Source organism: Streptococcus sp. sy018 (genome assembly GCF_007859185.1).
GTDB lineage: Bacteria > Bacillota > Bacilli > Lactobacillales > Streptococcaceae > Streptococcus.
The window spans coordinates 46,572-70,068 of the sequence record NZ_VOHN01000006.1 but is presented as its reverse complement, the minus strand read 5'-3'; the positions used below and the strand labels follow the sequence as shown (position 1 = coordinate 70,068).

The following is a 23,497-nucleotide window of genomic DNA, read 5'->3' as shown; positions in this document are numbered from 1 at the left end:
TTTCACTGACTTATTGTTTTATTAACAGGTTATTCTCATAACCCGCACTTGGTTCGTCTTATTCAGTTCTCAAAGGTCTTAACGTCACCTCTCAGGCGACAACTATTACATTCTATCAAACTATACATCCCCTGTCAATAACTTTTACAAAAAAAATTTAAAAAAAATTGACAAGCTTTATTTTACCGCTCTGTTTGATCGCTCTTAGTGACGTTTCCAGTAACTTTTTGCTATAATAAAAGACAGTTTTAATTATAACATTGGAAAGGATAATTTCATGAAACTAATTTCTTGGAATATTGATTCTCTTAATGCGGCTTTGACCAGCGATTCCAGTCGTGCCCAACTATCTCGTGCTGTTTTGGATACCTTAGTAGAAGAAGACGCTGATATTATTGCCATTCAAGAAACTAAACTCTCTGCTAAAGGTCCAACAAAAAAACACTTGGACATTTTAACTGATTATTTCCCAAATTATGAGGTAACTTGGCGTTCATCGGTTGAACCTGCTCGAAAAGGATATGCAGGCACAATGTTTCTTTATAAGAAAGAACTGCAACCTAAAATTACTTTCCCTAAAATTGAGGCACCTTCTACAATGGATGATGAAGGGCGTATCATCACACTTGAATTTGAAAATTGTTTTGTCACTCAGGTTTACACCCCCAATGCCGGAGATGGTTTGAAACGTTTGGCTGAACGTCAAGTTTGGGATCAAAAATACGCTGACTACTTGGCTGAACTCGATAAGATTAAGCCTGTTTTAGCAACTGGAGATTATAATGTCGCTCACCATGAAATCGACCTTGCCAACCCTAGCAGCAACCGTCAGTCTCCAGGTTTCACTGATGAAGAACGTCAAGGGTTTACCAATCTGTTAAGCAAGGGCTTTGTTGATACGTTTCGCCATTTACATGGAAATCTCCCTCATCAATACACTTGGTGGGCACAGCGTAGTAAGACTAGCAAAATCAACAATACTGGCTGGAGAATTGATTATTGGTTAGTTAGTCAGCGACTTGCTGATTTGGTATCGAAATCAGATATGATCTCTTCTGGTACACGCCAAGATCACACACCAATCGTGTTGGAAATCAATCTTGAACCACTTTCTTAATCACAAGATATATTAAAACCTGTAAAGAAATACTTTACAGGTTTTTTATCATATCAAAATTATAACAACTTATTCATATCGTAGGGATTCCACTGGGTCTAATTGACTAATCTTACGAGTTGGGAAATAGGCTGATAGAACACCCATGACCAAAGCGAGCAAACACATGATTAGTACTGATTTTGCATCAAGTAGAAAGACTTGTTCAATCTCTGGATAAAATCGCTTGACAAGGAGATTGGCTAGACTACCGATTCCTAGTGACACAAGAAAAGCCATAATTAAAGAAATTCCAGTAATCAACAGGGATTCATAGATAAAAATCCGTTTGATATTCTGATTTAAGTAACCTACTGCTTTCATGACACCAATTTCTTTCGAGCGTTGCATGATGTTGATATAAATGATAACACCAATCATGACCATAGAAACCAATAGAGCCTGACTAGACAGTACAACCAACAAGCCTTGAATCACCTTGATAAAGTTAACGATGACTCCCAAAATCTGTTGTTGCGACAAGACGGTATATTTTTTATAGGTCTTTAGCTTGTCGATGACACGGTCTGTCTGAGCTGGATCTTTCAACTCAAAAATCATATAAGGGGTGGTTTTGCTAAACCCACTACTAGATAAAACTTGATTTAACTGGGTGCTAGACATATAGCTGTTACTATCAGCCATCTCATCTTTGAGAACACGGATAATCTTGGTTTGAATCTGACTACTTTTACTGCCTTGACTAGTATTTTCAATCAACATCAAACTAACTTCTTGACCAATGACTTCCTTAGCCGTTAGCTGAGTTTTATTAGCCTTATTAAAATCGTTAAGTAAGGTTTCAGGAATGGTCAAACCTTCTTCTTTAGCGTCTTGATAAAGAGCCCCTGCCAAAACTTGCTCCTTAGTGTTAGACGATACTGAGATTCCACTATCTTGATAAAGGCTAACGATCTGAGCATAATTAGGAAGAGTCGTGGATAGATCTAACTCTCCTTTATCAGCTAACTTTAACTGAGTTGCCATGGTTGAAAAAGGAAGCTCTAAGTATTTAATTTTATCTTTTCCAACTATTTTCTCAATAAATGCCTTATCTTCCTGATTGATGACACCACCTGGATTGACTTCACTATTGATCATCACTTGAATCTGAGCAGGAAGTTGGCCATTACCAGTTTCCTCATCAATCATCTTAATAATTGCATTTCCCAAACCAAAAGAAATTAGAATCCCAACAAAACCAATCGAGGTTGCAAGAGCAATCAAGAGATTCCGCCACTTACGTTCTAAAAAATTACTCCAAGCCAACTTGAGCTGATATAGTTGAGATAAGTTATTCTTTTTGACCTTTGCTTTCTTCAATAATCTCACCATCTTTCATTTTGATAATCACATCGGCATAGTCTGCCACTTCTGGATTATGGGTAACCACCAAGACTGTCTTGCCCTCTTTAACTAGGTCTTGAAAAATTTCTAACACCATTTCTTGGGATTTAGAATCCAAAGAACCTGTTGGTTCGTCTGCCACAATCAAATCGGGATCATTGACCAAGGCACGCGCAATAGCGACACGCTGCTTTTGACCACCAGACAACTGTTTGACATTTTTATTCTTGAAGGCTAGCATATCTAAATCTTCAAGAACCTTTTCTGCCCTAGCCACCATTTCCTTATGGGAGATACCTTTTAAGTACAGTGGCAACAGAACATTATCTAATACTGACTGATGAGCGATGAGATTGAAGTTTTGAAAGACAAAACCAATATGTTCCTTACGAAAAAGGGTTAGCTCTTGTTCGGAAAGTTCCTTGAAATCCTGCCCCTTAAACAAGACCCTACCTTCGTAATCACGGTCTAGGCCACTCAAAATATTGAGTAGGCTAGTCTTACCACAGCCAGACGGCCCATACAAGGCGGTCAACTTACCAGCTTCAATCACGGCAGTCAGCGAACGCAAGACATTTTCCGTCTGGGTCTGACTAATCCGATAATGCTTACTTAATTTTTCAAGATGAATTAAACTCACAGCAAATACCCTTTCTATGAAAAATAACGGCGAATCAAATAAGAATAGTTAATGAACTGACTCAGTAAACATAGACATACCACAGACACTAACAAATAAAACGACGAATACTTCAGCAACAACACACCAACTAAACTCATGCTTAAACTGATGAGCCAACGTTTGAGATAATAAGACATGGGCAAACGATAACTATCAATTTCCTTGGCTAGCATGAAACGCATTTCCTTGAAATAAATCACCTCGCGTAACTGAAAACCTTGTAAGGTTAGGTAAACGACAAGCAAGGTTCCTGCCCAACTCAAACTGTAAGACAGACTTGCCCCTTTCCAAATCAAGAAAAACAGAACCGGAACAGCAACTAGAAGATAGGACAAGGCTGCCATCAGTAACAGTTTCGGTAAAAAGAAACTGGTCAAATTCAGTCGCAAGACTTTTAAGTAAGGCATATCTTTTAAGAGAGCTAAAAAGTAATAGATTGGACTTTTAGAATAGTAGGCGATTGTTCCTAAAAAGAAGGCGAGAGAAACTGGCGATTGACTTAACAAGGTGACGGATTTGCCCAAGCTAAATTCCCAGACGAGAAAGAGGAGAAGGGAACTCAGTGGTAGTAAAAAGGCACGCAGTAAGGTTAAGTCATCCACCACAGAACGAATATAGGTCAACTGACCCAGAGTTTGTGATGTAGTCCAACGGTTTCTTTGCCAGAATTGATAACGGCTCAACAATGGAAAACTCAAAAAATGGCTGGCAAGAAATAAATAAATTGTCAAAACTGGTTGAAAAAACAAGCCTAAAGTCAGTGCTGGTAGTATAATCACACTATTTCTCAGTAAGGCTAGAAGTGACCAAGACCACCTATTGACACCAAAAAAGAGATGAAAGGTTTCTTTGGTTTGGTTCTTAACCAAGTAGAAATTTTCATAGACTATGCCTAAGGGGATAATGGCATAAAGAATGTACTTGGTTAATTTCAGATAGGACATCAAACCATAAAATGAATAACCATCAAGTAGGTCAATGATTTTCTCTTTGACTAATAAAAATGACACGAAAATTAGGATAGATGAGAAAAGATAGGGAAACAAATACAGCCAAAATTGTCCGGGTTTGACCTCTTCTTTGTCCTGCCAGTAGCCTTGTCTGGCAATAAACAAGAGGTGAAGATTAGCTAACATATTACCCTCCTTAAAGTTGTAGCATCAAAGCAGTGTCAGACAAGTAATCTTGATAACCATGTGTCACGATGACAAAAGACTTCCCTTTTGTCAACTCCTCTTTAATCTTTTCTGATAGGTAGGTCAAACTCTGCTCATCCAAACCAGAAAATGGCTCATCCATCAAATAGAGCGGGGGATCAAGAAGAAAAGCCGCCATTAACATGACCTTTTTCTTTTCTCCCAAAGACAGCGATTGAATGGGAGTTGTCATTAACTGATGATGAAAAGAAAATTTTGCTCGCAAGTCCTCTAAGCGTTGTTGGAAATCTGACTCAGGCAAACTAAGATTGACACATAAAAATTGAAAAAAGACCTGTGGTGACATGCCAATAAAGTAGGGTTCTGACGAGTCTGGTACATAGCCTACTCGCTCACTTAACTCAACCTGTCCTGAACTAGCCTTGACCAAACCTAGACAAATCTTCAACAGGGTTGATTTACCAGAACCATTTTTTCCTTCAATAACGATTAAAGGGTTCTTTTTAGTATCAAAAGACAGGTTAGAAAATAATACTTTTTTCTGATTACGATAGGATAATTGAGTGGCTTTCATCATTAGACTCTTTCTTAACATTTTCACTAGATATTATTTATTATAGCAACAACAATCGTATAAAACAAACATTTTTTGTGTTTTTTTTTTACTCAAAAGCCATAACACTATTGAAAAAAGAACTATAATAAAAAAAACGAACACAAACGGTCGTTTTTCTATTTTTTATAACAAAAATTCTTACATTTAAGTAAAAAAGATGCTATTAGTTCAGTTTTGCAAAAACCTTAGCTACACTTAGTCCCAAGAACATACCCAAGGTGTTTTGCAAGATATTTCCCAACACATCTGCCAAGGCGATACCTAGCCCATAAAAGCCCCAGGAAGCTAAAAAATAGGAGCTAACCATGACCAAACTAGCCAGAATTAAACCTAATCCTTTTTGACGGCCCTTAAAACCAGCAAAATAGCCTTGAACTCCGTGAGCAAACAAACTAATCAGCATCCAGTTAGGATAGCCTGCTAACAAATCCAGTAAAAAGGCTGACAGACCTCCAACCAAGGCTCCTTCTTTTTTTCCTAGATAAGCCGCCGTAAAATAAATCCCTACATCTAACAGGGTTAAAAATCCCTTGCCCATAGGAATCATGACAAATCGCCCCAAGACCAAGGTCACTGCTACCAAAATCGCCAAAAGCGTTAAATATTGCGTGTTACTTGTTTTCATATTGTACCCCATAATCATTGGCTCCCTGAATCGCTTGATGAACAAAAGACTTGGCTGCCTTTATGGCATCAAACATGGGCTGACCTAATGCCAACTGACTAGCTAAACTTGCTGCAAAGGTACAACCCGCCCCATTATTATTGTTTTGTAAAATAGGCAGAGCCAACTCATAAAAGTCCTTACCATCATAATACAAGTCAATAGCTTGCGTCTTATCCAGACGTGTCCCACCCTTGATAACCACTTGGTTAGCACCTAACTCATATAATTTTTGAGCAGCTTGTTTCATATCAGATAGGCTAGAAATACTAATGCCAGATAAGATTTCTGCTTCACGAAGGTTGGGAGTGATAATAGACACATAGGGAAAAAACTTCAAAAGTTCTGCTCTCATCTGACTAATCTGATCATCACCATTTTCCTTAAAAACCAAGACAGGATCTAAAACGATAGGTTGTGTCGAACGAGCTGTAATCATATCTAACACACGATTAGCCACGGCAGGATTAGGCAATAGCCCTAACTTAACCGCAGAGAATGGAACATCTTCTAAACTTGTCAACTGTTCAGCCAACAATTCATCAGACAAAGCATGAATCTCAAAGCCTTGTCCATTGATTGTGGCAAGGCTTGTCAAGGCAACAAAACCAAATAAACCGTGATGGGTAAAAGTTGCCAAATCAGCCTGCATGCCTCCACCACTAAGAATGTCACTACCAGAGATAGCTAGGATATATTTAGTCTTCATAGATAATCTCCTTTAAATATAGCCCATTAGGAGCCGCCGTCGGCCCTGCTAATTGTCGATTTTTTTGCTTCAAAATCTCTTTCACTTGACCAACTGGAAAACGAGCGTTACCAATTTTTAATAGCGTTCCCACCATATTACGCACTTGCTTATAAAGAAAACCGTTGCCTGTAAAGGTAAAAATCAACAAGTGACGACTCTTATCCAAACGAACACTTGCTTGACTAATCGTTCGCACCTTATTATCCACACTGGTCCCACTAGCTGTAAACCCCGTGAAATCATGCGTTCCGACCAAGTCCTTAATGGCAAGCTCAATCAAAGAAACATCGATTTCATAAGGAAAATGTGTTGCATAATGCCGCAACATTGGATTTTTGGGACGACCAATATCCACCAAAAACTCATAGGTTTTATGATGTTTATGATAGCGAGCATGAAAATTATCTGCCACTTGCTCCACTTGCAACACTGCCATATCATCTGGACTCTGCGTGTCTAAGCCAAAACGTATTTTTTCCAAATCCCGTAACTGAGGCAAATCAAAATGAACTACCTGACCATAGGCATGGACACCACTGTCTGTCCGACCAGCCCCATGTACCGTAACTGCTTGACCACTATTTAATTTGGTCAAGGTTTTTTCTAATTCTTCTTGGACTGTTCGTCCGTGACTCTGTCTTTGAAAGCCAACAAAACCACTGCCATCATAAGAGATGGTTGCCTTATATCTTACCATGCCTCCTATTATAGCAAATCAACCACTATTCTCAAAGCCCCAGTTTTTATAAAAAACCAAGGCCCTCAGACCTTGGTTCATTTACATCTTAAATATCATCAAAAGCGTCTTTTACCTTATCAAAGAATCCTTTTTTCTTAGGATGAACTTGATTAAAGCCACTAGCTTCTGCAAAAGATTTAAGGGCTGCTTTTTGACCGTCATTAAGTTTGGTTGGGGTAACCACTGTCACTGTAACATGTTGATCCCCTTGACCACCACCTCGTAAACGTGGTGCTCCCTTACCTTTAAGACGGAAGGTTTTGCCTGTTTGGGTACCTTCTGGAATGGTCAACTCAACGGCACCATGAACAGTTGGCACTTCAATCGTATCTCCCAAAGCTGCTTGAACAAAGTTCAAATCCAACTGATAGTAAATCGTCGCCCCTTCACGCTTAAACTTATCACTTGGGCGAACATTGATGATGACAAATAGATCTCCATACGGGCCACCATTAAATCCTGCTTCTCCTTGACCTGCCAAACGGATTTGTTGACCTGTTTCGACACCTGCCGGCACCTTGACGGACACCTTGTGAACTTGTTCTTCATGACCCGTTCCGCGACAGGTTTGACATGGTGAGGTGATTTCTTGACCACGACCATGACAACGGTCACAGGTCACTTGACGACGCATCATGCCAAGCGGTGTTTGCGTATCTACTGTCATGACACCTGCACCATGACAACGTCCACAAGTAACAGGACTGGTACCAGGCTTGGCACCTGAACCAGAGCAAGTCCCACAAAACGCTTCTCTGCTATACTTGACTTCTTTTTCCGTACCAAAAATCGCTTCTTCAAAACTCAAATCGACACGATATTGTAAATCATCCCCCTGACGTGGGGCATTGGGATTACGACTTGCTCCACCACCAAAGAAACTCGAGAAAATATCCTCAAAGCCACCGAAACCAGAGCCGTCAAAACCACCAAAGCCACCTGCTCCGCCACCGAAACCACCACCTGCTCCTGCAGCACCAAATTGGTCATAGCTGGCACGCTTTTGACTGTCACTCAAGGTTTCATAGGCTTCTTGAATGTCCTTGTATTTTTGTTCAGCTCCTGCTTCCTTATTCAAGTCAGGATGGTATTTTTTCGACATTTTGCGATAGGCTTTTTTGATTTCGTCTTGCGACGCATCCTTTGACACACCTAAACGCTCATAAAATTCTGTATTGTTCATAATAAGATACAAAGGGCGTTAAAAGGAAGCCAAAAACAGATATTTTAACGATAGGCATGTTATAACCTAGAAAATTATCTTTTTGGCTCAGTTCTTAGCCCGTGTTCGATTGCGAACACTCTTCCTTTCTCTCTTCTTACCCAAAAACAGAGGCTGGGCTGCAACCTCTGCATTTTTTAGTCTAGCTTTACTTTTCAGTAAACTCACCATCGACAACATCATCTGCTGAGCTATCAGTAGCTTGGTCAGCACCTGCTGCTTGCTCATACAGTTTCACTGCCAAGGCTTGTGCTTTTTCGTTAAGAGCGTCTAGTTTAGCTTTCATCTCATCAAGATTGCCAGACTCTTGAGCCTCTTTCAAATCATCAAGACCCGCTTGAGCTGCGTCACGCTCTGCATCAAAACCTTTGCCTTCTGTTTCTTTAATCGTTTTTTCTGTCGCAAAGATAGCTTGGTCAACTTCATTACGAAGGTCAACTTCTTCTTTACGTTTCTTATCTGCTTCAGCATTTGCTTCAGCATCTTTCATCATGCGATCAATTTCTTCTTCTGAAAGACCATCGTTAGATTTGATGACGATATGTTGTTCTTTTTGAGTACCAAGGTCTTTAGCCTTAACAGACACAATACCGTTTTTATCAATATCAAATGTCACTTCAATTTGTGGAATACCACGAGGAGCTGCCGGAATGTCTGTCAATTGGAAACGACCAAGTGTTTTGTTGTCTGCTGCCATTGGACGCTCACCTTGAAGCACATGAATATCTACGGCTGGTTGATTGTCTGCTGCCGTTGAGAACACTTGTGATTTAGACGTTGGGATTGTCGTATTACGCTCAATCAATTTCGTAAAGACACCACCCATAGTTTCAATACCAAGTGACAATGGTGTAACATCAAGAAGAACGACATCTTTCACATCACCTGTAATGACACCACCTTGAATCGCTGCACCCATAGCAACTACTTCATCAGGGTTAACTGATTTGTTTGGCTCTTTACCAGTTTCAGCTTTTACAGCTTCAACAACGGCTGGAATACGTGTTGAACCACCAACTAAGATAACTTCATCAATTTCAGAGATTGACAAACCTGCATCTGAAAGAGCTTGACGAACTGGAATTTTTGTACGTTCTACCAAGTCACGTGTCAAATCATCAAATTTAGCACGAGTCAAAGCAACTTCCAAGTGAAGTGGGCCTGCTGCTCCTGCAGTGATAAATGGTAGGCTGATTTGAGTTTGTGTCACACCTGAAAGATCTTTTTTAGCTTTTTCAGCCGCATCTTTCAAACGTTGAAGAGCCATCTTGTCAGCTGACAAGTCGATACCATTTTCTTTCTTGAATTCTTCTACTAAGAAATCAATGATTTTTTGGTCAAAGTCATCACCACCAAGTTTGTTGTCACCTGCAGTTGCTAGTACATCAAAGACACCGTCACCAAGTTCAAGAATTGACACGTCAAACGTACCACCACCAAGGTCAAATACAAGGATTTTCTCATCTTTATCTGTTTTGTCTAGACCATAAGCAAGGGCTGCTGCCGTTGGTTCGTTGACGATACGCTCGACTTCAAGACCTGCAATCTTACCAGCGTCTTTTGTTGCTTGACGTTGAGCATCATTGAAATAAGCTGGTACGGTAATAACTGCTTTTTCAACTTTTTCACCTAGATAATCTTCTGCATAACCTTTCAAGTATTGCAAGATCATAGCCGATATTTCTTGTGGTGTATATTCTTTACCATTGGCAGAAACTTTTTCAGATGTTCCCATTTTTGATTTGATTGAGATGATTGTTTCTGGGTTCGTAACTGCTTGACGTTTTGCGGCATCACCAACGATGATTTCGCCATTTTTAAAAGAAACAACCGATGGTGTCGTACGGTTTCCTTCTGGATTAGCAATAATCTTGCTTTCAGTTCCTTCAAGAACTGCTACTGCTGAGTTTGTTGTTCCTAAGTCAATACCAATAATTTTAGACATTGTGTTACCTCTATTTCTTTACTTATACTTCTGCTAGTTTAATGTCATCTCGGACAAGCATCATTTTAACGATAAATTAGTTATAAACAACTACCATGGCTGGACGCAATAAACGATCATGGAGTTGATAACCTTTTTGGAAAACTTCTGCAATCGTATCTGCTGGATGGCCTTCATCAGCAGCCAAGGTTTGAACAGCCATGTGGAAGTTAGCATCAAACTGCTCTGTCGCCACTTCTTCAACACCTTCTTCTTTAAGGGCTTGAACCAAACTATCACGTGTCATTTCCAGACCTTTTTTAACGTCTTCTGTCAATCCGTCAACTGCCAAAGCACGCTCAAGATTATCCAAGGCTGGTAAAACTTTCTTGGCCAAATCCTGTGAACGGTATTTTTGTAGTTGTTGGCGTTCTTCTGTGGCACGACGTTGAATATTTTGCATTTCAGCATGAGCTCGTAAGTATTTGTTTTCAAACTCATCAACCTTTGCTTGAAGCCTTGCTACCTCAGAAGATGAGTCCTCTGTTTCTTCAGCGACTGTCTCTGTCATTTCTTCTTCAATAGGATTTGTTTCCTCTTCTAATGCTTCATTTTTAATATCTTCCGACATAATCGTCTCCTTTTTCTACTTCATAATGGTTACTATTAAGATAGCGATAGTAATCACCCAATTTAACAGCCAAAACCTTACTCACTAATTTAATTAAACTAATCAGTCGGCGATAATCCATCTCCACCGGACCAATTAGACTTAACTGCCCAAAACCACGATAGGGAATGAGAAATTTTTGTTGGATGACACCGACCTGTCCCAAATCTTGTTTTAGCTGATCAGCTAGGTCAATATGAGTCATCTCATCTTCTTGCATTTGCTCCCTTAATAAGTTGGCGACCTCTTGATTATTATCCAAAAATTGATAGGTTTTTAAGTTAGCATAGCTCAAACTATTAACCTTACCAGCTATAAAAACACTTTCTCGGAATAACTCAGAAAAAATGTATTCGAACAAATCAAGAACATTATCGGTCGTCACAAAATATTTTTGCACAACCTGCGGAATCTCTGTCCTGAGCTTATAGTGAATTTCTAGGACAGATTTATCAAGCAGACGTTCATTGACAAGATTTTCCAAAACCAGTAAATCACGACTCAAAAAGTTTTTCGGAATGGCAAATTGAATCGTTACTGGCTTTGACGCATCTAAAACCATAATCGCCAAAGCATCATGGCTACTATGCTGGACAATCTTAAAACCTGTTAGAGTCTGTTCTTTAGCTTCCACATCAAGTGTCACCGCTGTATAGCCTGTCATGTCAGCTAAAAGCCGACTAGCTGTTTGCAACAAATCTTCTAACTTAAAAGCTTCAAAATCAAAGGCTTTAATGACTTGATAAGCATCTGCTTCATCAAGCCGTCCTTCTTGCATAGAATGCTCAATCACATACTTAAACCCAGCTAAACTCGGTTTTCGACCACTAGAAGTATGGGCTTTTTCCAATAAGCCTATCTTCTCTAAGCGAGCCATATCATTACGAATGGTGGCCGAACTTGACTCGATCATTTCTTGCAAACTTTTTGAACCAACAGGTTCGTGAGTTTGAACAAATAGATCAACAATCAGATTCAGAATATCACTCTGACGTTGAGTGATCATAAGACCCACCTCCATTCGTTAGCACTCTTGTTTGAAGACTGCTAATTTATAACTCTATTATACCCCAATAAATTGTCTTGTCAAGAAAAAACACAAAAAAATTAGCACTCTTTTTTATCGAGTGCTAATTTTTATCGTAACGGGTTAAATTCTTCTCTTCAATCAGTTTAATCAATTTTGCTTCATAATCAGCAATAGGGCTAAAACCCGCTTTATTTAAAGCTTTGACCGAAATTTTATAATCTGTTGAGGTGACCAGAGTTTCATAAAGTTCCTTGCCCCAGACCTTTCCTGACTTCAGAATTGCCAGATAATCATAGAGAGACGCCTTCCAACTGTCATAAATCGCAAAACGATCTGTCACAGTCGTTAATTTATTAGATAAGTAACGGGTGGTTGACAAAGAAATACTATCACGACCCTCATAAGCTGGCAAGGCCATAAGATTATGATAATTCACTGCCACGACATAAGTACCATAATTAGAAGATAAAGCCGCCTGACCAATAATAAGAGAGGCTGGCACTCCATAGGCGTCTGATAATTCTTGAGCAATCGGAGCTATTTTTTCAATAAATTGTTCCTGAGTATAGGACGTTCTAACTACCGTTTCTGCTCGCATCATTTGTGGCCGACTCAAAATCGACACTAATCCTATCAAGAGCAAAAAGGTAAGGCAAAGCATACCCTTCAATGATAAGCGACGCTTCATTGTCCGTTCTCCTTCAATAATTCAATGTATTCTTCTAAAGCCAAGTTATGCTTGACCATATAGGCTGCTGAGATTTTTCCAACATAACGGTAATGCCAATTTTCATAAGCAATGCCTGTAATGATCGTCTTATCTTTTGGAAATCGTAAAACAAAACCATACGTTGCTGCCAACTGTTGTACTTGCTTGGCAATCGCTTCATCACTACCATCTAAGTTAGGTGTCGTACTCATATCAAAAGCAAGCCCAGTTTGATGTTCACTAGCTCCTGGTGGTTGAGAAAATGTTTGGACAATTTTCTCAGCCTCATCTCGACTTAAACTTGGATCACCCAGTAGCTCTCTCTCCACATAGCCATTATAGACTTGTTCTTGGTAAGCAACGCTACGATAGGCTGAAATCAACTGTTCATTAGATGATATGCTTTGTGCTGCTGCTAAAAACTGTCTGACATCATTTTCAATCCGCCTATCAACAAACACCCCATTGACTTCTACCAAATCAGGATTCAACTCAGCTTTAGGGTAACTACGATTAACTAAAACCAACTCCCAATCCGTTGACGACACCTTGGGTAAATCGGCTAATTCAACTGTTGTTGATGAAGCAGATTCTTCTTGTTGGAGTGACGGTTCAGTCTGTTTAACAAAAGAGCAAGCTCCCAACAAGACTAAAAATATGACGCCAAAAGTAGTAGCCATAACAGATTTTCTAGTCGATAACATCTGCAATACCTCTTTCACATAGACTTATTTTAGCATAAAAAAACAAAAAAGGCTAATTGCCATTTCTTTAGCCTTTCTAATCTCTATTCGCAAAATCAAATCAATTTTTCTCAATCACCAACAATTCATAAGGAGTTTTATAACCAATTTGTAAGATGCGGTTACCATCAACCAAAATTGGACGCTTAATCAGCATACCATCTTGTGACAACAAGGTTAACAATTCATCTTGTGACAATTGGTCAAAACGATTTTTCAAATCTAACTGACGATAGGAATTCCCACTGGTATTGAATAATTTTTTCAAGGGTAGGTCGTTATTCCCCAACCAGTCAGCTAAGACATCTACGGTTGGCGGTGTCGTCTTAATATCAACAGCCTCAAAATCCAATCCTAAGGTTTTAAGTTCTTTTTTAGCCTGACGACAGGTTGAACATTTTGGATATTCATAAAACGTTAGCATCATTCATTCTCCTTAATTTTCAAATGAGCCGTTTCCGTCAACAAAGGAGTCACCGTCCCTCTAGAAAAGAAATACTCAACCCCAGTCTGCTGATCCGTCACTAAATAGGCCCTTCTGACAAAGTCTATGTTTTCAACCTGAAAGGTAAAACGTTTTTTTAATTCACGTCCATACTCTTTTTTTCTATCCTTATCTAAGGAAACGGGTAATCTGGGAAGTCCCGTTAAGACAATCCCGCCCTCTTTATCCATCACAGGAATTTGGCTATAAAGTGTTGTCAAGTATTCTACTCCCGTTTCACAATCAACCAAAAGCATCAAAGGCTGCTTTAATACATAATAAAGAAAACGACGAGTCATTCTTCTTCCTTCCTTTTCTCATGGTAAGCTTGATAGAGTTCCTGACGATTTAGACCGTATTCTTTAGCAACTGTCTTAATCGCTTGGTTGGGCTTATGACCTAAAGTAATCAACTCATCAACCAACACTATCGGATCTTGATCTGCGATTGATTTTTCTTCAACAACTGCTCCTGCAACAATGATAAGGCATTCACCTTTAATAGTTTGCCCCTCTAAAGCTGCAATCAATTCACTTAAACTGGCACGCTGATATTCTTCATAAATCTTAGTCAATTCACGAACCAAAACCACCTGACGATCACCATAGACTGCCAACATAGTCGTCAACGTCTCCAACACTCGATAAGGCGATTCATAAAAAATTTGGGTCTCCGGATAAGCCTTCTTTGCTTCAAAAAAACTAAGCTGCTGACCTTTTTTACGGGGTAAAAAGCCATAAAAAATATGTGGCTGAGGAGCAATACCACTGGCAATCAAAGCCGTAATACCTGCAGAAGAACCAGGCAAAGAGACAACTGGAATCTCCCTAGCAAGTGCTGCTTGTACCAAATCATGACCTGGATCAGAAATACTTGGCATGCCAGCATCAGATACTTGAGCTAGTGATTTTCCCGACAACAACAACTCAATTAACTCTTCTATTTTTTCATAAGCATTATGCTCGTGAAAGCTCGTTTGAGGGGTTTCAATGTCAAAATACTTAAGTAGTTGCCCAGTCGTCCTTGTATCTTCTGCACAAATAACATCAACTGACTTTAAGACTTCTATCGCTCGAAAGGTCATATCTTGCAAGTTACCAATAGGTGTTGGCACCAGATAAAGACTACCGACTGCTCTTACTTCCTTAAAACTTTTTTGAATTTGCATCGTTAAGCTCTTTCTAGCTGTTCATCACACCAAAGGCAGTCACCGTCATTATCTCGTCGTTGACCATAAAAATCCTTACACACATGAAAGCCATCTTGATAGATGCCCAATAAGGTATCACGAGTTTCCTTACTGGTTCTCGTTTTACCTTTTTCAACTTCTTCAAAATATTGACGCAGCTTGGTATTCTCTAAACGCAAGCGAGCATTCTCTTCAACCAAGGCTTGCACTTGTTTTTTCATGGCTTCCACATCAGCCAAGGTCAACATTAAATTTTGTGAAAAGCCATCAAAGGCATCAAATAAATCTTTTTTTACCATTATTTTCCTCAACTTATCACCATATATTCCAAAACATTTTGAAAACTAACATGACTTTTCCACATTTTCTGAGCAACATAAAGCCGCTCGAGATAAAACAAAGCCAATTCCTTAGGTAATTGTTCTGCCAACAAAAAACTCAATAACTTAAAAGCCAATTCTTGTTCACTCTTTTCTTTGAAAATAGTTGCCAAGTGTGCCACTTCTAAAAAAGACATTTTTTGATCTCTGAACAACATGCCTAAAAAACGTTCCAAATGTTGCAGTTGTTGCAATACTTTTTGACTTTTCGCTAAAAACATGGCTTCTTCTTGATTCTGAGCTACTTGAGCTAATACTTTGGCTTGATTGGGCAATAAGCCTTCTCGATTCAAAAACTCTCTAAGGTAGGAGTCATTTTTAGGAAAGAATACCTGTTGACAACGGCTCTTAATCGTTGGCAAGACAAGATTTGCTTCATCCGTCAAAAGAAAAATGATGCTCTGGCCTCTTGGTTCTTCCATGATTTTCAAAAGACTATTGGCAGCATTAGGATGCATTTTTTCTGCTTGACGAATGATAAAAACTTGCTTGTCACTTTCAAAACCCGAACGCGAAAAATCATGCAAAAGCTCTCGTATGGTTTCTGTTTTAATAAGCTGCCCAGTTGGTTCAACCACATGTAGATCAGGAAATTCCTGTCTAACAATTAAACGACAAGAACGACATTTTCCACAAGGTAATCGATCCACCAATTCAGCACAAAATTGACTCTGAGTAAGAAATAAGGCCATTTCCAAACTAGCGAACTGCCCATCAAAAAGATAAGCATGGCTCAAGCGATTGGTTTGTAAAATCCTAACAAAATCCCTATAAATCTTAGGTTGCAATTGGGCTACTGTCATGCTAACTATCTTTCACTAGAAGCAATATCTGCTCTACCACTTCTGTCACTACGCTGTCCAAGGGCTGCGTTGCATCTATGCATCTAATCCGTTCTGGATTTTGCTGAGCTAGTTCTTGGTAACCTTGTCTGACTCGCTGATGCATATCTAATTCTTCCAAATCCAACCGATTGATTTCTCGTTTCTTATTTCGAGTGATACGCTCCAAACCAACTTCAGCTGGCACATCAAAATAAAGGGTCAAGTCTGGCTGACGCTCATCTGTAACGTAAGCATTAAGCCAAGTAATAGCTGACTTATTTAAGCCACGCCCATAACCTTGATAGGCCATAGAACTGTCAATGAAACGATCAACCAATACAAGAGAGCCTTCTGTTAAAGCAGGCATAATCTTTTCGACCATATGTTGTCGTCTAGCTGCCATATAAAGCAACAATTCCGTCTTATTATCCATGCGGGTATGCTTGACATCTAAAATCACCTCACGAATTCTTTCGGCAATCTCTATCCCACCAGGTTCTCTAGTTGCTAACACATTAGCTGTCAAATCAGCCTGCAAACTAGGTAAAACTCGCTCTAAAACCGTGGTTTTCCCCGCTCCATCTGGTCCTTCAAATGAAATCAATAATCCTTTTGTCATAGCAACCCTTCATTAGTTTAGTAGTTCTATTTTATCAAAAAAAATCTAAAAAAGCAGTCGCCAGCAAGTAAAAAGGTTGAAAAGGTTTTGCCTTTCCAACCAAAAATAGATTTTACAAAGCTTTCACTTGAGTCAATGTGATGCTGTCCACCTGTACCCCTTGTTCTATCAGTTCTTTTTTTAGAACGTCTACATCAAAACGTCCATCTAGTTGCACTTCTACCAAGACCTTCTCTGCATTTTCATTATTCACCAAAACGCTTCGGATATTAAGGTGATCGTCAGCAAAAATCTTAACAACCTTTTCAAAGGCTCCAGCTTGATCTTTCAAGAACAAACGCACACGCACCCCTTCTTCACCATAACCAGATACTTTAAGGAAGGTTTTGAAGACATCTCGATCAGTAATGATACCAGACACAATCCCATTTTCTGCTACAGGAAGGACACCAACCTTATTCTTCATCATGAGATAGATCGCATCTTCTAACGTCGCATAAGGTGAAATCGAAATCACATCCTTAATCATGACATCACGAATCTTCGTCTTATTTAATAAATAATTCATCTCATAAATCGATAGACTGGTTGCTTTTGAAGGGGTCGCTTCTGCCATGGTTCCTTCTGTCACCAGACCGACTAATTTATCATTTTCAATAACAGGTAAGCGACGCAAATTTTGTTCCTTCATCAAGTCAGCCGCATGAGCCACACTGGTATCTGGCGATACATAAACCACTTTTTTAGTCATAAAATCTTTAACAGCCATAAATACTCCTCCACTCTTTTTATCTACTTTTATTATAGCATAAGTCGAAATCGTTTTCTATGTTAAAAAAATCCCTGACAAGTGTCAGAGATTTTCTCGTTAACCACCAAGATAGGCCTTTCTCACTTCATCAGAAGCTAAAAGCTCCTGACCTGTTCCTGAAAGAACTACCTTACCAGTTTCTAAAACATAACCACGATTAGCGATTGACAAGGCCTTATTGGCATTTTGCTCAATCAGAAGAACCGTTGTACCTTGACGCTGAATATCTTGGATAATGTCAAAAATTTCTTGAATAAAGATTGGTGCCAATCCCATTGATGGCTCATCTAGCAAAAGTAATTTTGGTTGACTCATCAAAGCACGCCCCATAGCAAGCATTTGTTGCTCACCACCAGATAGGGTGGCTGCATCTTGATGTTTACGTTCTTCTAAACGAGGGAAACGTGCAAAAATCTTTTTGAGATTAGCCTGATTTTCTTCTCGATTATTTTTAAGGAAAGCACCCATCTCAAGATTTTCCAAAACGGTCAAACCTGAAAAGACATGGCGACCTTCTGGTACTTGTGACAGTCCATCTGCTACGATCTTACGAGCAGGGACTTTTTGAATTTCATTACCTAAAAATGAAATCGTACCACCACTTGGACGAACCAAACCAGAAATGGTTCGTAGAATCGATGTTTTACCCGCACCATTGGCACCGATTAGGGTGACCACTTCTCCTTCGTTAACCTCAAAACTAACATTTTTAACAGCCTCGATAACACCGTAACTGACTGATAGATTTTCTACTTTTAACATAGACATTAGGCGTCACCTCCTAGGTAGGCTTCAATTACTCGTTTGTTATTTTTAATTTCTTCTGGTGTCCCATGAGCAATTAGACGACCGTATTCTAACACATAGATACGTTCTGTTACTTCCATAACCAAACTCATGTCATGCTCGATAAGGATAATGGTAATACCAAATTCTTCCTTAATCTTGCGAATTAAACTAGTCAACTCTGCCGTTTCTTGTGGATTCATCCCGGCTGCTGGCTCGTCCAAGAAAAGAATTTTAGGCTCTGTTGCCAAGGCACGAACAATTTCTAAACGACGTTGCTGACCATAAGGAAGATTTTTAGCCAAGGTATCCGCATCCTTATCCAAATCAAAGATGGCAAGTAAACTCATGGCTTTTGCGGCCAATTCTTCTTCATTCTTATAGAATTTTGGCAGACGAAGAAAAGAAGCTAATAGATTTGGCTTACGATTGTTCCCCATACCAACCAAAACGTTTTCCAATACCGTCATATCCTTAAAAAGACGGATGTTTTGGAAGGTACGCGACAAACCAAGTGAAGCAATAGTATATGGTTTTTTCCCATTAAGAAGGGTGCCATCTAAGCTCACTGTTCCTTCACTTGGCTCATAAACACCTGTCAAGAGATTAAACAGTGTGGTTTTGCCTGCCCCATTAGGACCTATCAAACCAACCAATTCACCTGCATTTAATTCTAGAGTGACATCACCAACGGCAGTTAGACCACCAAAGTTTTTAGTCAGATTTTTTACTTCAAGAAGTGCCATTAGTTTTTGCCCTCCTTACCTTTTGCGAAAAATTTAGATAACATGAGTTCTTTGGTACCAAGAAGACCACCTGGACGGAAGACCATTACTAAGATAAGAGCAAGTGAGTAAATAATCATTCGCAATTCTGATACATTTTGCAAGAACATATTTAAAACACCTAATACAATAGCAGCAACCACTGTCCCAGTTACTGAACCTAGACCGCCCAGTACGGCAATAATTAAATAATCAATCGAGCGTAGAATGGTGAAATCTTTTGGCACTGCCGTTCCAAGATAACCAATATAAAGTGAACCTGCCAAACTTGCCATCATGGCTGCAATCACAAAGGTTAGTACTTTAGCTTTTGTCGTGTTAACACCCATTGACTCAGCCGCAATTTCATCCTCACGAACTGCAATCACTTCACGTCCCATTGGGCTACGAAGGTAGTTCAAAACCAAGATGACGACACCCACCACAAAGATGAATACAGTTGGCCAAGTCGTGTATTGTAAGATACCAGTCAGACCTGCTGCACCATTAGTTAGCTCTCCTCCATTGATGATAATCATACGGATAATTTCAGATACACCAAGGGTTGCAATAGCAAGATAGTCCCCTTTCAAACGTAACGTTGGTAAACCAACAACTAAGGCAACTACTGCTGCAATCAAGGCACCTACAAGCATAGATACATAAAATCCCGCATAGGTCGGCATTGATTTTGTTAAAATAGCTGTCGCATAGGCACCAATAGCCATGAAACCGGCTTGACCTAGTGGAAATTGACCTGAGAAACCAAGAATAAGATTCGTCCCCAAGGCCATGATAACGCTAATACCAATTCCCATCAAAATTTGCACATAATAAACGCCTAATAAACCGCTAGAAATCAAAACAGATAAGAGAACAAAGACGGCAGCAATCAAAGCAAGCCAAACAAGATTTACTTTCAAATTTTTCATGCTATACCTTCTCCTTCACATTTTTACCAAGAATACCTGCTGGTCTAATCAGCAAAATGACAATCAAAATAATATACACCACTGCATCACGGAAACTTGACAAACCAATTGAGATTGAGAATGTTTCCAAAAGACCAATGATAAAGCCACCAAGTGCTGCACCTGGAATAATCCCGATACCACCCAAAACGGCAGCAACGAAGGCTTTAATACCAGGTGTCATCCCCATCAAAGGATCAATCGAGTTGTAATAAAGACCAATCAAAACACCTGCTGCACCAGCAAGAGCCGAACCAAGAGCAAAGGTAAAGCTGATGGTTGAGTTAACGTTGATTCCCATGAGTTGTGCCGCATCACTATCAACAGACACTGCACGCATGGCTTTACCCATTTTTGTTTTCTTAACGATAAATTGCAAAGCAATCATCAAACTAACCGAAACAAATAAAATCGTCAACTGAACATTAGTAATACTAATCGGACCTAAGTTATATTTTACGGTTTTTAAGGCTTGTGGAAAGGCACGCGTATTGGCACCAACCAAGTAAACCATACCGTATTCTAAAAGGAAAGACACACCAATTGCTGTAATCAACGCAGCAATTCGAGTTGAATTTCTTAATGGACGATAGGCTAAAAATTCAATCAGTACACCTAATGCCGCCGTTAAAACCATTGTTAGCAAGAGAGCAACAAAGAAATTCATCTGGAAGGTAGAGATTAAATAGTAACCAATAAAGGCACCCATCATGTAAAGATCACCGTGGGCAAAGTTAATCAACTTGATAATACCATATACCATGGTGTAACCAAGGGCAATCAGAGCATAGACACTCCCTAAAATTAACCCATTGACAAGTTGCTGAAGCATAGAGTCACCAAACTTTCTATCAATATAATGAATAAGTGGAAGAATTTATTCTTCCACTTATGATATTTTAATTCAGACTATGTAAATAGTCAAGTCCCTTATTTGACTTCAACTGAAGTTGCTGAAGCTTCCTTACCATCTTTCAAGCTAACAACAAGTGCTGTTTTCGCTGGGTTATGGTTAGCATCAACTGTGAATTTACCAGTTACACCCTCAAAATCTTTCAAACTAGCCAGGTTAGTTGCCACATCTTTAGATGTTTTAGCTCCTTTAGCTGCTTCTGCCACCATGTAAACTGAGTCGTAAGAAAGAGCGGCAAACATGTTTGGTTCTGTACCATATTTTTCTTTGTAAGCTTTAACAAAGGCTGATGATTTTTCAGTCAAGCTAGTTGATGTAGAGTAACCTGATACATAGTAAACGTTGTTTGTATTTGCTGCACCTGCTGTTTCAACAAATTGTGGGTCATTGAATCCGTCAGGACCAAGGATTGCTTTGTCGATTCCCATTTCACGAGCTTGTTTTGTGATCAAACCAGTTTCAGTATAGTAACCTGGCATAACGATAGCATCAAATTCTTTATCTTTAACTTTTGTCAAAGCAGCTTGGAAGTCTTTATCACCTGAAGCAAATGTTTCTTCAACAACAACTTCCCCTTTGTAAGATTTCTTGAATTGATCAGCTACAGCTTTCGCGTAGTCACTTGAGTTGTCATAGAAAAGAACAACTTTTTTAGCACTTAGGTTATCTGTTGCATATTGTGCAAGGATTGCTCCTTGGAAGCTATCAACGAAGGTCGCACGGAAAACATAATCTTGTACTTTACCAGACGCATCCAAAGTCAAGCTATCTAATGTACCTGAAGGTGTTACCAACGGTACTGCAGCTTGTTGAGCAGCACTAACTGTTGCTGCTGTATTGGCTGATGTTGCTGGACCAACCATTGCAACAACTTTATCTTGAGTAGTTAAACTAGTTGCAACATTGGCTGCTTCAGTGGTTTCTGATTTATTGTCTTTAGAAACAATTTCAAGTTTTTTACCATCAACACCACCAGCCGCATTGATTTCCTCAGCCGCTAAATCAGCACCGTTTTTCTCAGCACTACCATAAGCTGCTACTGCTCCAGATAACTCAAAGTTGTAACCAACTTTTACCGTTTCACCAACTTCATTACCTGCTGAATTAGACGAACTACCTGGTGCTGCACCACAGGCTGCTAGGACAGCTGTACTAACAAAAGCAAGTGTTGCTAATGCAAATTTTTTCTTCATAATCTTTTCTCCTTAAGAATTTCTTAATTGATATGTTTTATATCATACTGAATTGTCAGATAATTGTCAAGACTTTTTTTATTAAATTTTTTTATTTTATTATAAAAACGTTTTCACTCCTGTAAATTGCCAACAAATTCTTGGTTAATGTCCGTAAAATACGATGGCAACACAGTTTTCACATAGTTTAACTGACTAATTTCTGCTAAGGTTTGTTCAGCCCTTTCTGCATTAACATAGAGTAACAGGTAACGCATTTTTTTTGAATGATAAATTTTATCGCCATACTGACTTAATTTTTTCGCATCTCGATTGTAATAGAGGTAAACCAGTAAACCTAGTCGTTTTTGCCTTTCAAACATCACTTCTCCTCATCAAAATAAGAGATAAAAAGCTAACCAATTTATCTAAGGAATTGCTTTTTATCTCTTGTTACTCACTTTATTGCAAATTGTTATTGGCCATGATTTCATCAATAAAGCCATATTCTAGTGTTTCTTTTGCACTCATCCAACGATCGCGTTCCGCATCTTGATGAATCTTCTCAACAGGTTGACCTGAATTTTCTGCTAAAATTCGTTCAAGATTTTCTCTGGTTTTCAAGAGGTGTTCAGCTGCAATAGCCATATCTGTTTGTTGAGTACCGCCACCAGTGCCACCCATTGGCTGATGGATCATGTATTCTGCATTTGGTAACATGAAACGTTTACCTTTAGTACCACTTGAGGCAATAATCGTTCCCATTGAAGCAGCCATTCCCATCACAATAGTCTGAACATCTGACTTAATAAAGTTCATGGTATCAACAATAGCAAGACCTGCTGACACTGACCCACCTGGGGTATTGACATAAAGATAAATGTCTTTAGTATTATCTTGGGCATCCAGAAACAGAAGTTGGGCGATGACAGAATTTGCCATGTTATCCTCAACAGGACCTGTCAACATAATAATACGATCTTTTAGTAAGCGTGAGTAAATATCATACGAACGCTCGCCACGACTAGTTTGTTCAATTACTACTGGAATCATAATTCTCTCCATTTCTAATTTTGCTTGGTCAATCATGACCGTTACAACATTCAATAAGTCTATTATAAAGCATTGGTCAAAAAAGGTCAATTTTTTTATTTAACTACTATCATAAAGTAAG

28 protein-coding genes are annotated in these 23,497 nt (G+C 39.2%); 1 reads left to right on the top strand and 27 read right to left on the bottom strand.

Annotated elements, in window-relative coordinates; genetic code table 11:
* Window positions 1–277 precede the first annotated feature (277 nt).
* On the top strand, window positions 278–1,117 hold the full coding sequence (locus FRX52_RS05450; RefSeq protein WP_146538786.1) for an exodeoxyribonuclease III: 840 nt from the start codon (window positions 278–280) through the stop codon (window positions 1,115–1,117).
* 69 nt (window positions 1,118–1,186) lie between these two features.
* On the opposite strand, the gene FRX52_RS05445 is transcribed toward FRX52_RS05450, so the two are convergent.
* The 27 genes from FRX52_RS05445 to FRX52_RS05315 form a co-directional block, all read right to left on the bottom strand.
* Window positions 1,187–2,491: an ABC transporter permease gene (locus FRX52_RS05445; protein WP_146538785.1), complete on the bottom strand. Its 1,305-nt coding sequence runs from the start codon at window positions 2,489–2,491 to the stop codon at window positions 1,187–1,189.
* Window positions 2,451–3,143: an ABC transporter ATP-binding protein gene (locus tag FRX52_RS05440; protein ID WP_146496414.1), complete on the bottom strand. Its 693-nt coding sequence runs from the start codon at window positions 3,141–3,143 to the stop codon at window positions 2,451–2,453. Before FRX52_RS05440 ends, FRX52_RS05445 begins: the two co-directional genes overlap by 41 nt.
* A gap of 14 nt (window positions 3,144–3,157) precedes the next feature.
* The gene (locus tag FRX52_RS05435) at window positions 3,158–4,321 is read right to left on the bottom strand and encodes a hypothetical protein (protein ID WP_146538784.1); all 1,164 of its coding nucleotides are present in this window, start codon (window positions 4,319–4,321) and stop codon (window positions 3,158–3,160) included.
* Window positions 4,322–4,331: 10 nt separating this feature from the next.
* Window positions 4,332–4,919: an ATP-binding cassette domain-containing protein gene (locus FRX52_RS05430; RefSeq protein ID WP_186603371.1), complete on the bottom strand. Its 588-nt coding sequence runs from the start codon at window positions 4,917–4,919 to the stop codon at window positions 4,332–4,334.
* A 202-nt stretch (window positions 4,920–5,121) separates the two neighbouring features.
* Window positions 5,122–5,583, bottom strand: coding sequence for an ECF transporter S component (locus FRX52_RS05425; protein WP_146538782.1), 462 nt, complete (start codon window positions 5,581–5,583; stop codon window positions 5,122–5,124).
* Window positions 5,570–6,331 (bottom strand): bifunctional hydroxymethylpyrimidine kinase/phosphomethylpyrimidine kinase, encoded by a 762-nt coding sequence (locus FRX52_RS05420; protein WP_146538781.1) that lies wholly within the window; start codon window positions 6,329–6,331, stop codon window positions 5,570–5,572. Before FRX52_RS05420 ends, FRX52_RS05425 begins: the two co-directional genes overlap by 14 nt.
* Entirely contained in the window at window positions 6,321–7,070 is a 750-nt protein-coding gene (gene truA / locus FRX52_RS05415) for a tRNA pseudouridine(38-40) synthase TruA (protein ID WP_146538780.1), read from the bottom strand. Before truA ends, FRX52_RS05420 begins: the two co-directional genes overlap by 11 nt.
* 88 nt (window positions 7,071–7,158) lie before the next feature.
* Window positions 7,159–8,295 carry a molecular chaperone DnaJ gene (gene dnaJ, locus FRX52_RS05410; protein ID WP_146538779.1) on the bottom strand — a complete coding sequence of 379 codons (1,137 nt, stop codon included), beginning with the start codon at window positions 8,293–8,295 and terminating at the stop codon, window positions 7,159–7,161.
* Window positions 8,296–8,482: 187 nt separating this feature from the next.
* Window positions 8,483–10,279: a molecular chaperone DnaK gene (gene dnaK, locus FRX52_RS05405; protein WP_146538778.1), complete on the bottom strand. Its 1,797-nt coding sequence runs from the start codon at window positions 10,277–10,279 to the stop codon at window positions 8,483–8,485.
* A 76-nt stretch (window positions 10,280–10,355) separates the two neighbouring features.
* Window positions 10,356–10,889, bottom strand: a complete 534-nt coding sequence (gene grpE / locus FRX52_RS05400; RefSeq protein WP_146538777.1) for a nucleotide exchange factor GrpE — start codon at window positions 10,887–10,889, stop codon at window positions 10,356–10,358.
* A complete protein-coding gene (gene hrcA / locus FRX52_RS05395; RefSeq protein WP_146538776.1) occupies window positions 10,873–11,934 on the bottom strand; it encodes a heat-inducible transcriptional repressor HrcA in 1,062 nt (353 codons plus the stop codon). Before hrcA ends, grpE begins: the two co-directional genes overlap by 17 nt.
* 124 nt (window positions 11,935–12,058) lie before the next feature.
* The gene (locus tag FRX52_RS05390) at window positions 12,059–12,646 is read right to left on the bottom strand and encodes a glycoside hydrolase family 73 protein (protein WP_146538775.1); all 588 of its coding nucleotides are present in this window, start codon (window positions 12,644–12,646) and stop codon (window positions 12,059–12,061) included.
* The gene (locus FRX52_RS05385) at window positions 12,643–13,371 is read right to left on the bottom strand and encodes a D-alanyl-D-alanine carboxypeptidase family protein (protein WP_146538774.1); all 729 of its coding nucleotides are present in this window, start codon (window positions 13,369–13,371) and stop codon (window positions 12,643–12,645) included. The genes FRX52_RS05390 and FRX52_RS05385 overlap by 4 nt, the downstream gene beginning before the upstream one ends.
* A 100-nt stretch (window positions 13,372–13,471) precedes the next feature.
* Entirely contained in the window at window positions 13,472–13,834 is a 363-nt protein-coding gene (locus FRX52_RS05380; RefSeq protein WP_146538788.1) for an arsenate reductase family protein, read from the bottom strand.
* Window positions 13,834–14,193 carry a hypothetical protein gene (locus FRX52_RS05375; RefSeq protein ID WP_146496436.1) on the bottom strand — a complete coding sequence of 120 codons (360 nt, stop codon included), beginning with the start codon at window positions 14,191–14,193 and terminating at the stop codon, window positions 13,834–13,836. The genes FRX52_RS05380 and FRX52_RS05375 overlap by 1 nt, the downstream gene beginning before the upstream one ends.
* On the bottom strand, window positions 14,190–15,062 hold the full coding sequence (gene rsmI / locus FRX52_RS05370) for a 16S rRNA (cytidine(1402)-2'-O)-methyltransferase (RefSeq protein ID WP_146538773.1): 873 nt from the start codon (window positions 15,060–15,062) through the stop codon (window positions 14,190–14,192). The genes FRX52_RS05375 and rsmI overlap by 4 nt, the downstream gene beginning before the upstream one ends.
* A gap of 2 nt (window positions 15,063–15,064) precedes the next feature.
* Window positions 15,065–15,382: a DNA replication initiation control protein YabA gene (yabA, locus tag FRX52_RS05365; RefSeq protein WP_146461957.1), complete on the bottom strand. Its 318-nt coding sequence runs from the start codon at window positions 15,380–15,382 to the stop codon at window positions 15,065–15,067.
* An 8-nt stretch (window positions 15,383–15,390) separates the two neighbouring features.
* Complete coding sequence (locus FRX52_RS05360) at window positions 15,391–16,266, bottom strand: DNA polymerase III subunit delta' (RefSeq protein ID WP_146538772.1); 876 nt, start codon at window positions 16,264–16,266, stop codon at window positions 15,391–15,393.
* Between the two features lies 1 nt (window position 16,267).
* Entirely contained in the window at window positions 16,268–16,906 is a 639-nt protein-coding gene (gene tmk, locus FRX52_RS05355) for a dTMP kinase (protein WP_146538771.1), read from the bottom strand.
* A 112-nt stretch (window positions 16,907–17,018) separates the two neighbouring features.
* A complete protein-coding gene (locus FRX52_RS05350) occupies window positions 17,019–17,675 on the bottom strand; it encodes a CBS and ACT domain-containing protein (protein ID WP_146538770.1) in 657 nt (218 codons plus the stop codon).
* A gap of 99 nt (window positions 17,676–17,774) precedes the next feature.
* Window positions 17,775–18,485, bottom strand: a complete 711-nt coding sequence (locus FRX52_RS05345) for an ABC transporter ATP-binding protein (protein ID WP_146496446.1) — start codon at window positions 18,483–18,485, stop codon at window positions 17,775–17,777.
* Entirely contained in the window at window positions 18,485–19,249 is a 765-nt protein-coding gene (locus FRX52_RS05340; protein WP_146538769.1) for an ABC transporter ATP-binding protein, read from the bottom strand. The genes FRX52_RS05345 and FRX52_RS05340 overlap by 1 nt, the downstream gene beginning before the upstream one ends.
* Window positions 19,249–20,199 (bottom strand): branched-chain amino acid ABC transporter permease, encoded by a 951-nt coding sequence (locus FRX52_RS05335; RefSeq protein ID WP_146538768.1) that lies wholly within the window; start codon window positions 20,197–20,199, stop codon window positions 19,249–19,251. Before FRX52_RS05335 ends, FRX52_RS05340 begins: the two co-directional genes overlap by 1 nt.
* Before the next feature lies 1 nt (window position 20,200).
* Window positions 20,201–21,070, bottom strand: a complete 870-nt coding sequence (locus FRX52_RS05330; RefSeq protein ID WP_146496452.1) for a branched-chain amino acid ABC transporter permease — start codon at window positions 21,068–21,070, stop codon at window positions 20,201–20,203.
* A gap of 98 nt (window positions 21,071–21,168) precedes the next feature.
* On the bottom strand, window positions 21,169–22,344 hold the full coding sequence (locus FRX52_RS05325; protein WP_146538767.1) for an ABC transporter substrate-binding protein: 1,176 nt from the start codon (window positions 22,342–22,344) through the stop codon (window positions 21,169–21,171).
* A gap of 113 nt (window positions 22,345–22,457) precedes the next feature.
* Window positions 22,458–22,706, bottom strand: coding sequence for a DUF2129 domain-containing protein (locus tag FRX52_RS05320; protein ID WP_146538766.1), 249 nt, complete (start codon window positions 22,704–22,706; stop codon window positions 22,458–22,460).
* 79 nt (window positions 22,707–22,785) lie between these two features.
* Window positions 22,786–23,388, bottom strand: a complete 603-nt coding sequence (locus FRX52_RS05315) for an ATP-dependent Clp protease proteolytic subunit (RefSeq protein ID WP_146461934.1) — start codon at window positions 23,386–23,388, stop codon at window positions 22,786–22,788.
* Window positions 23,389–23,497 lie beyond the last annotated feature (109 nt).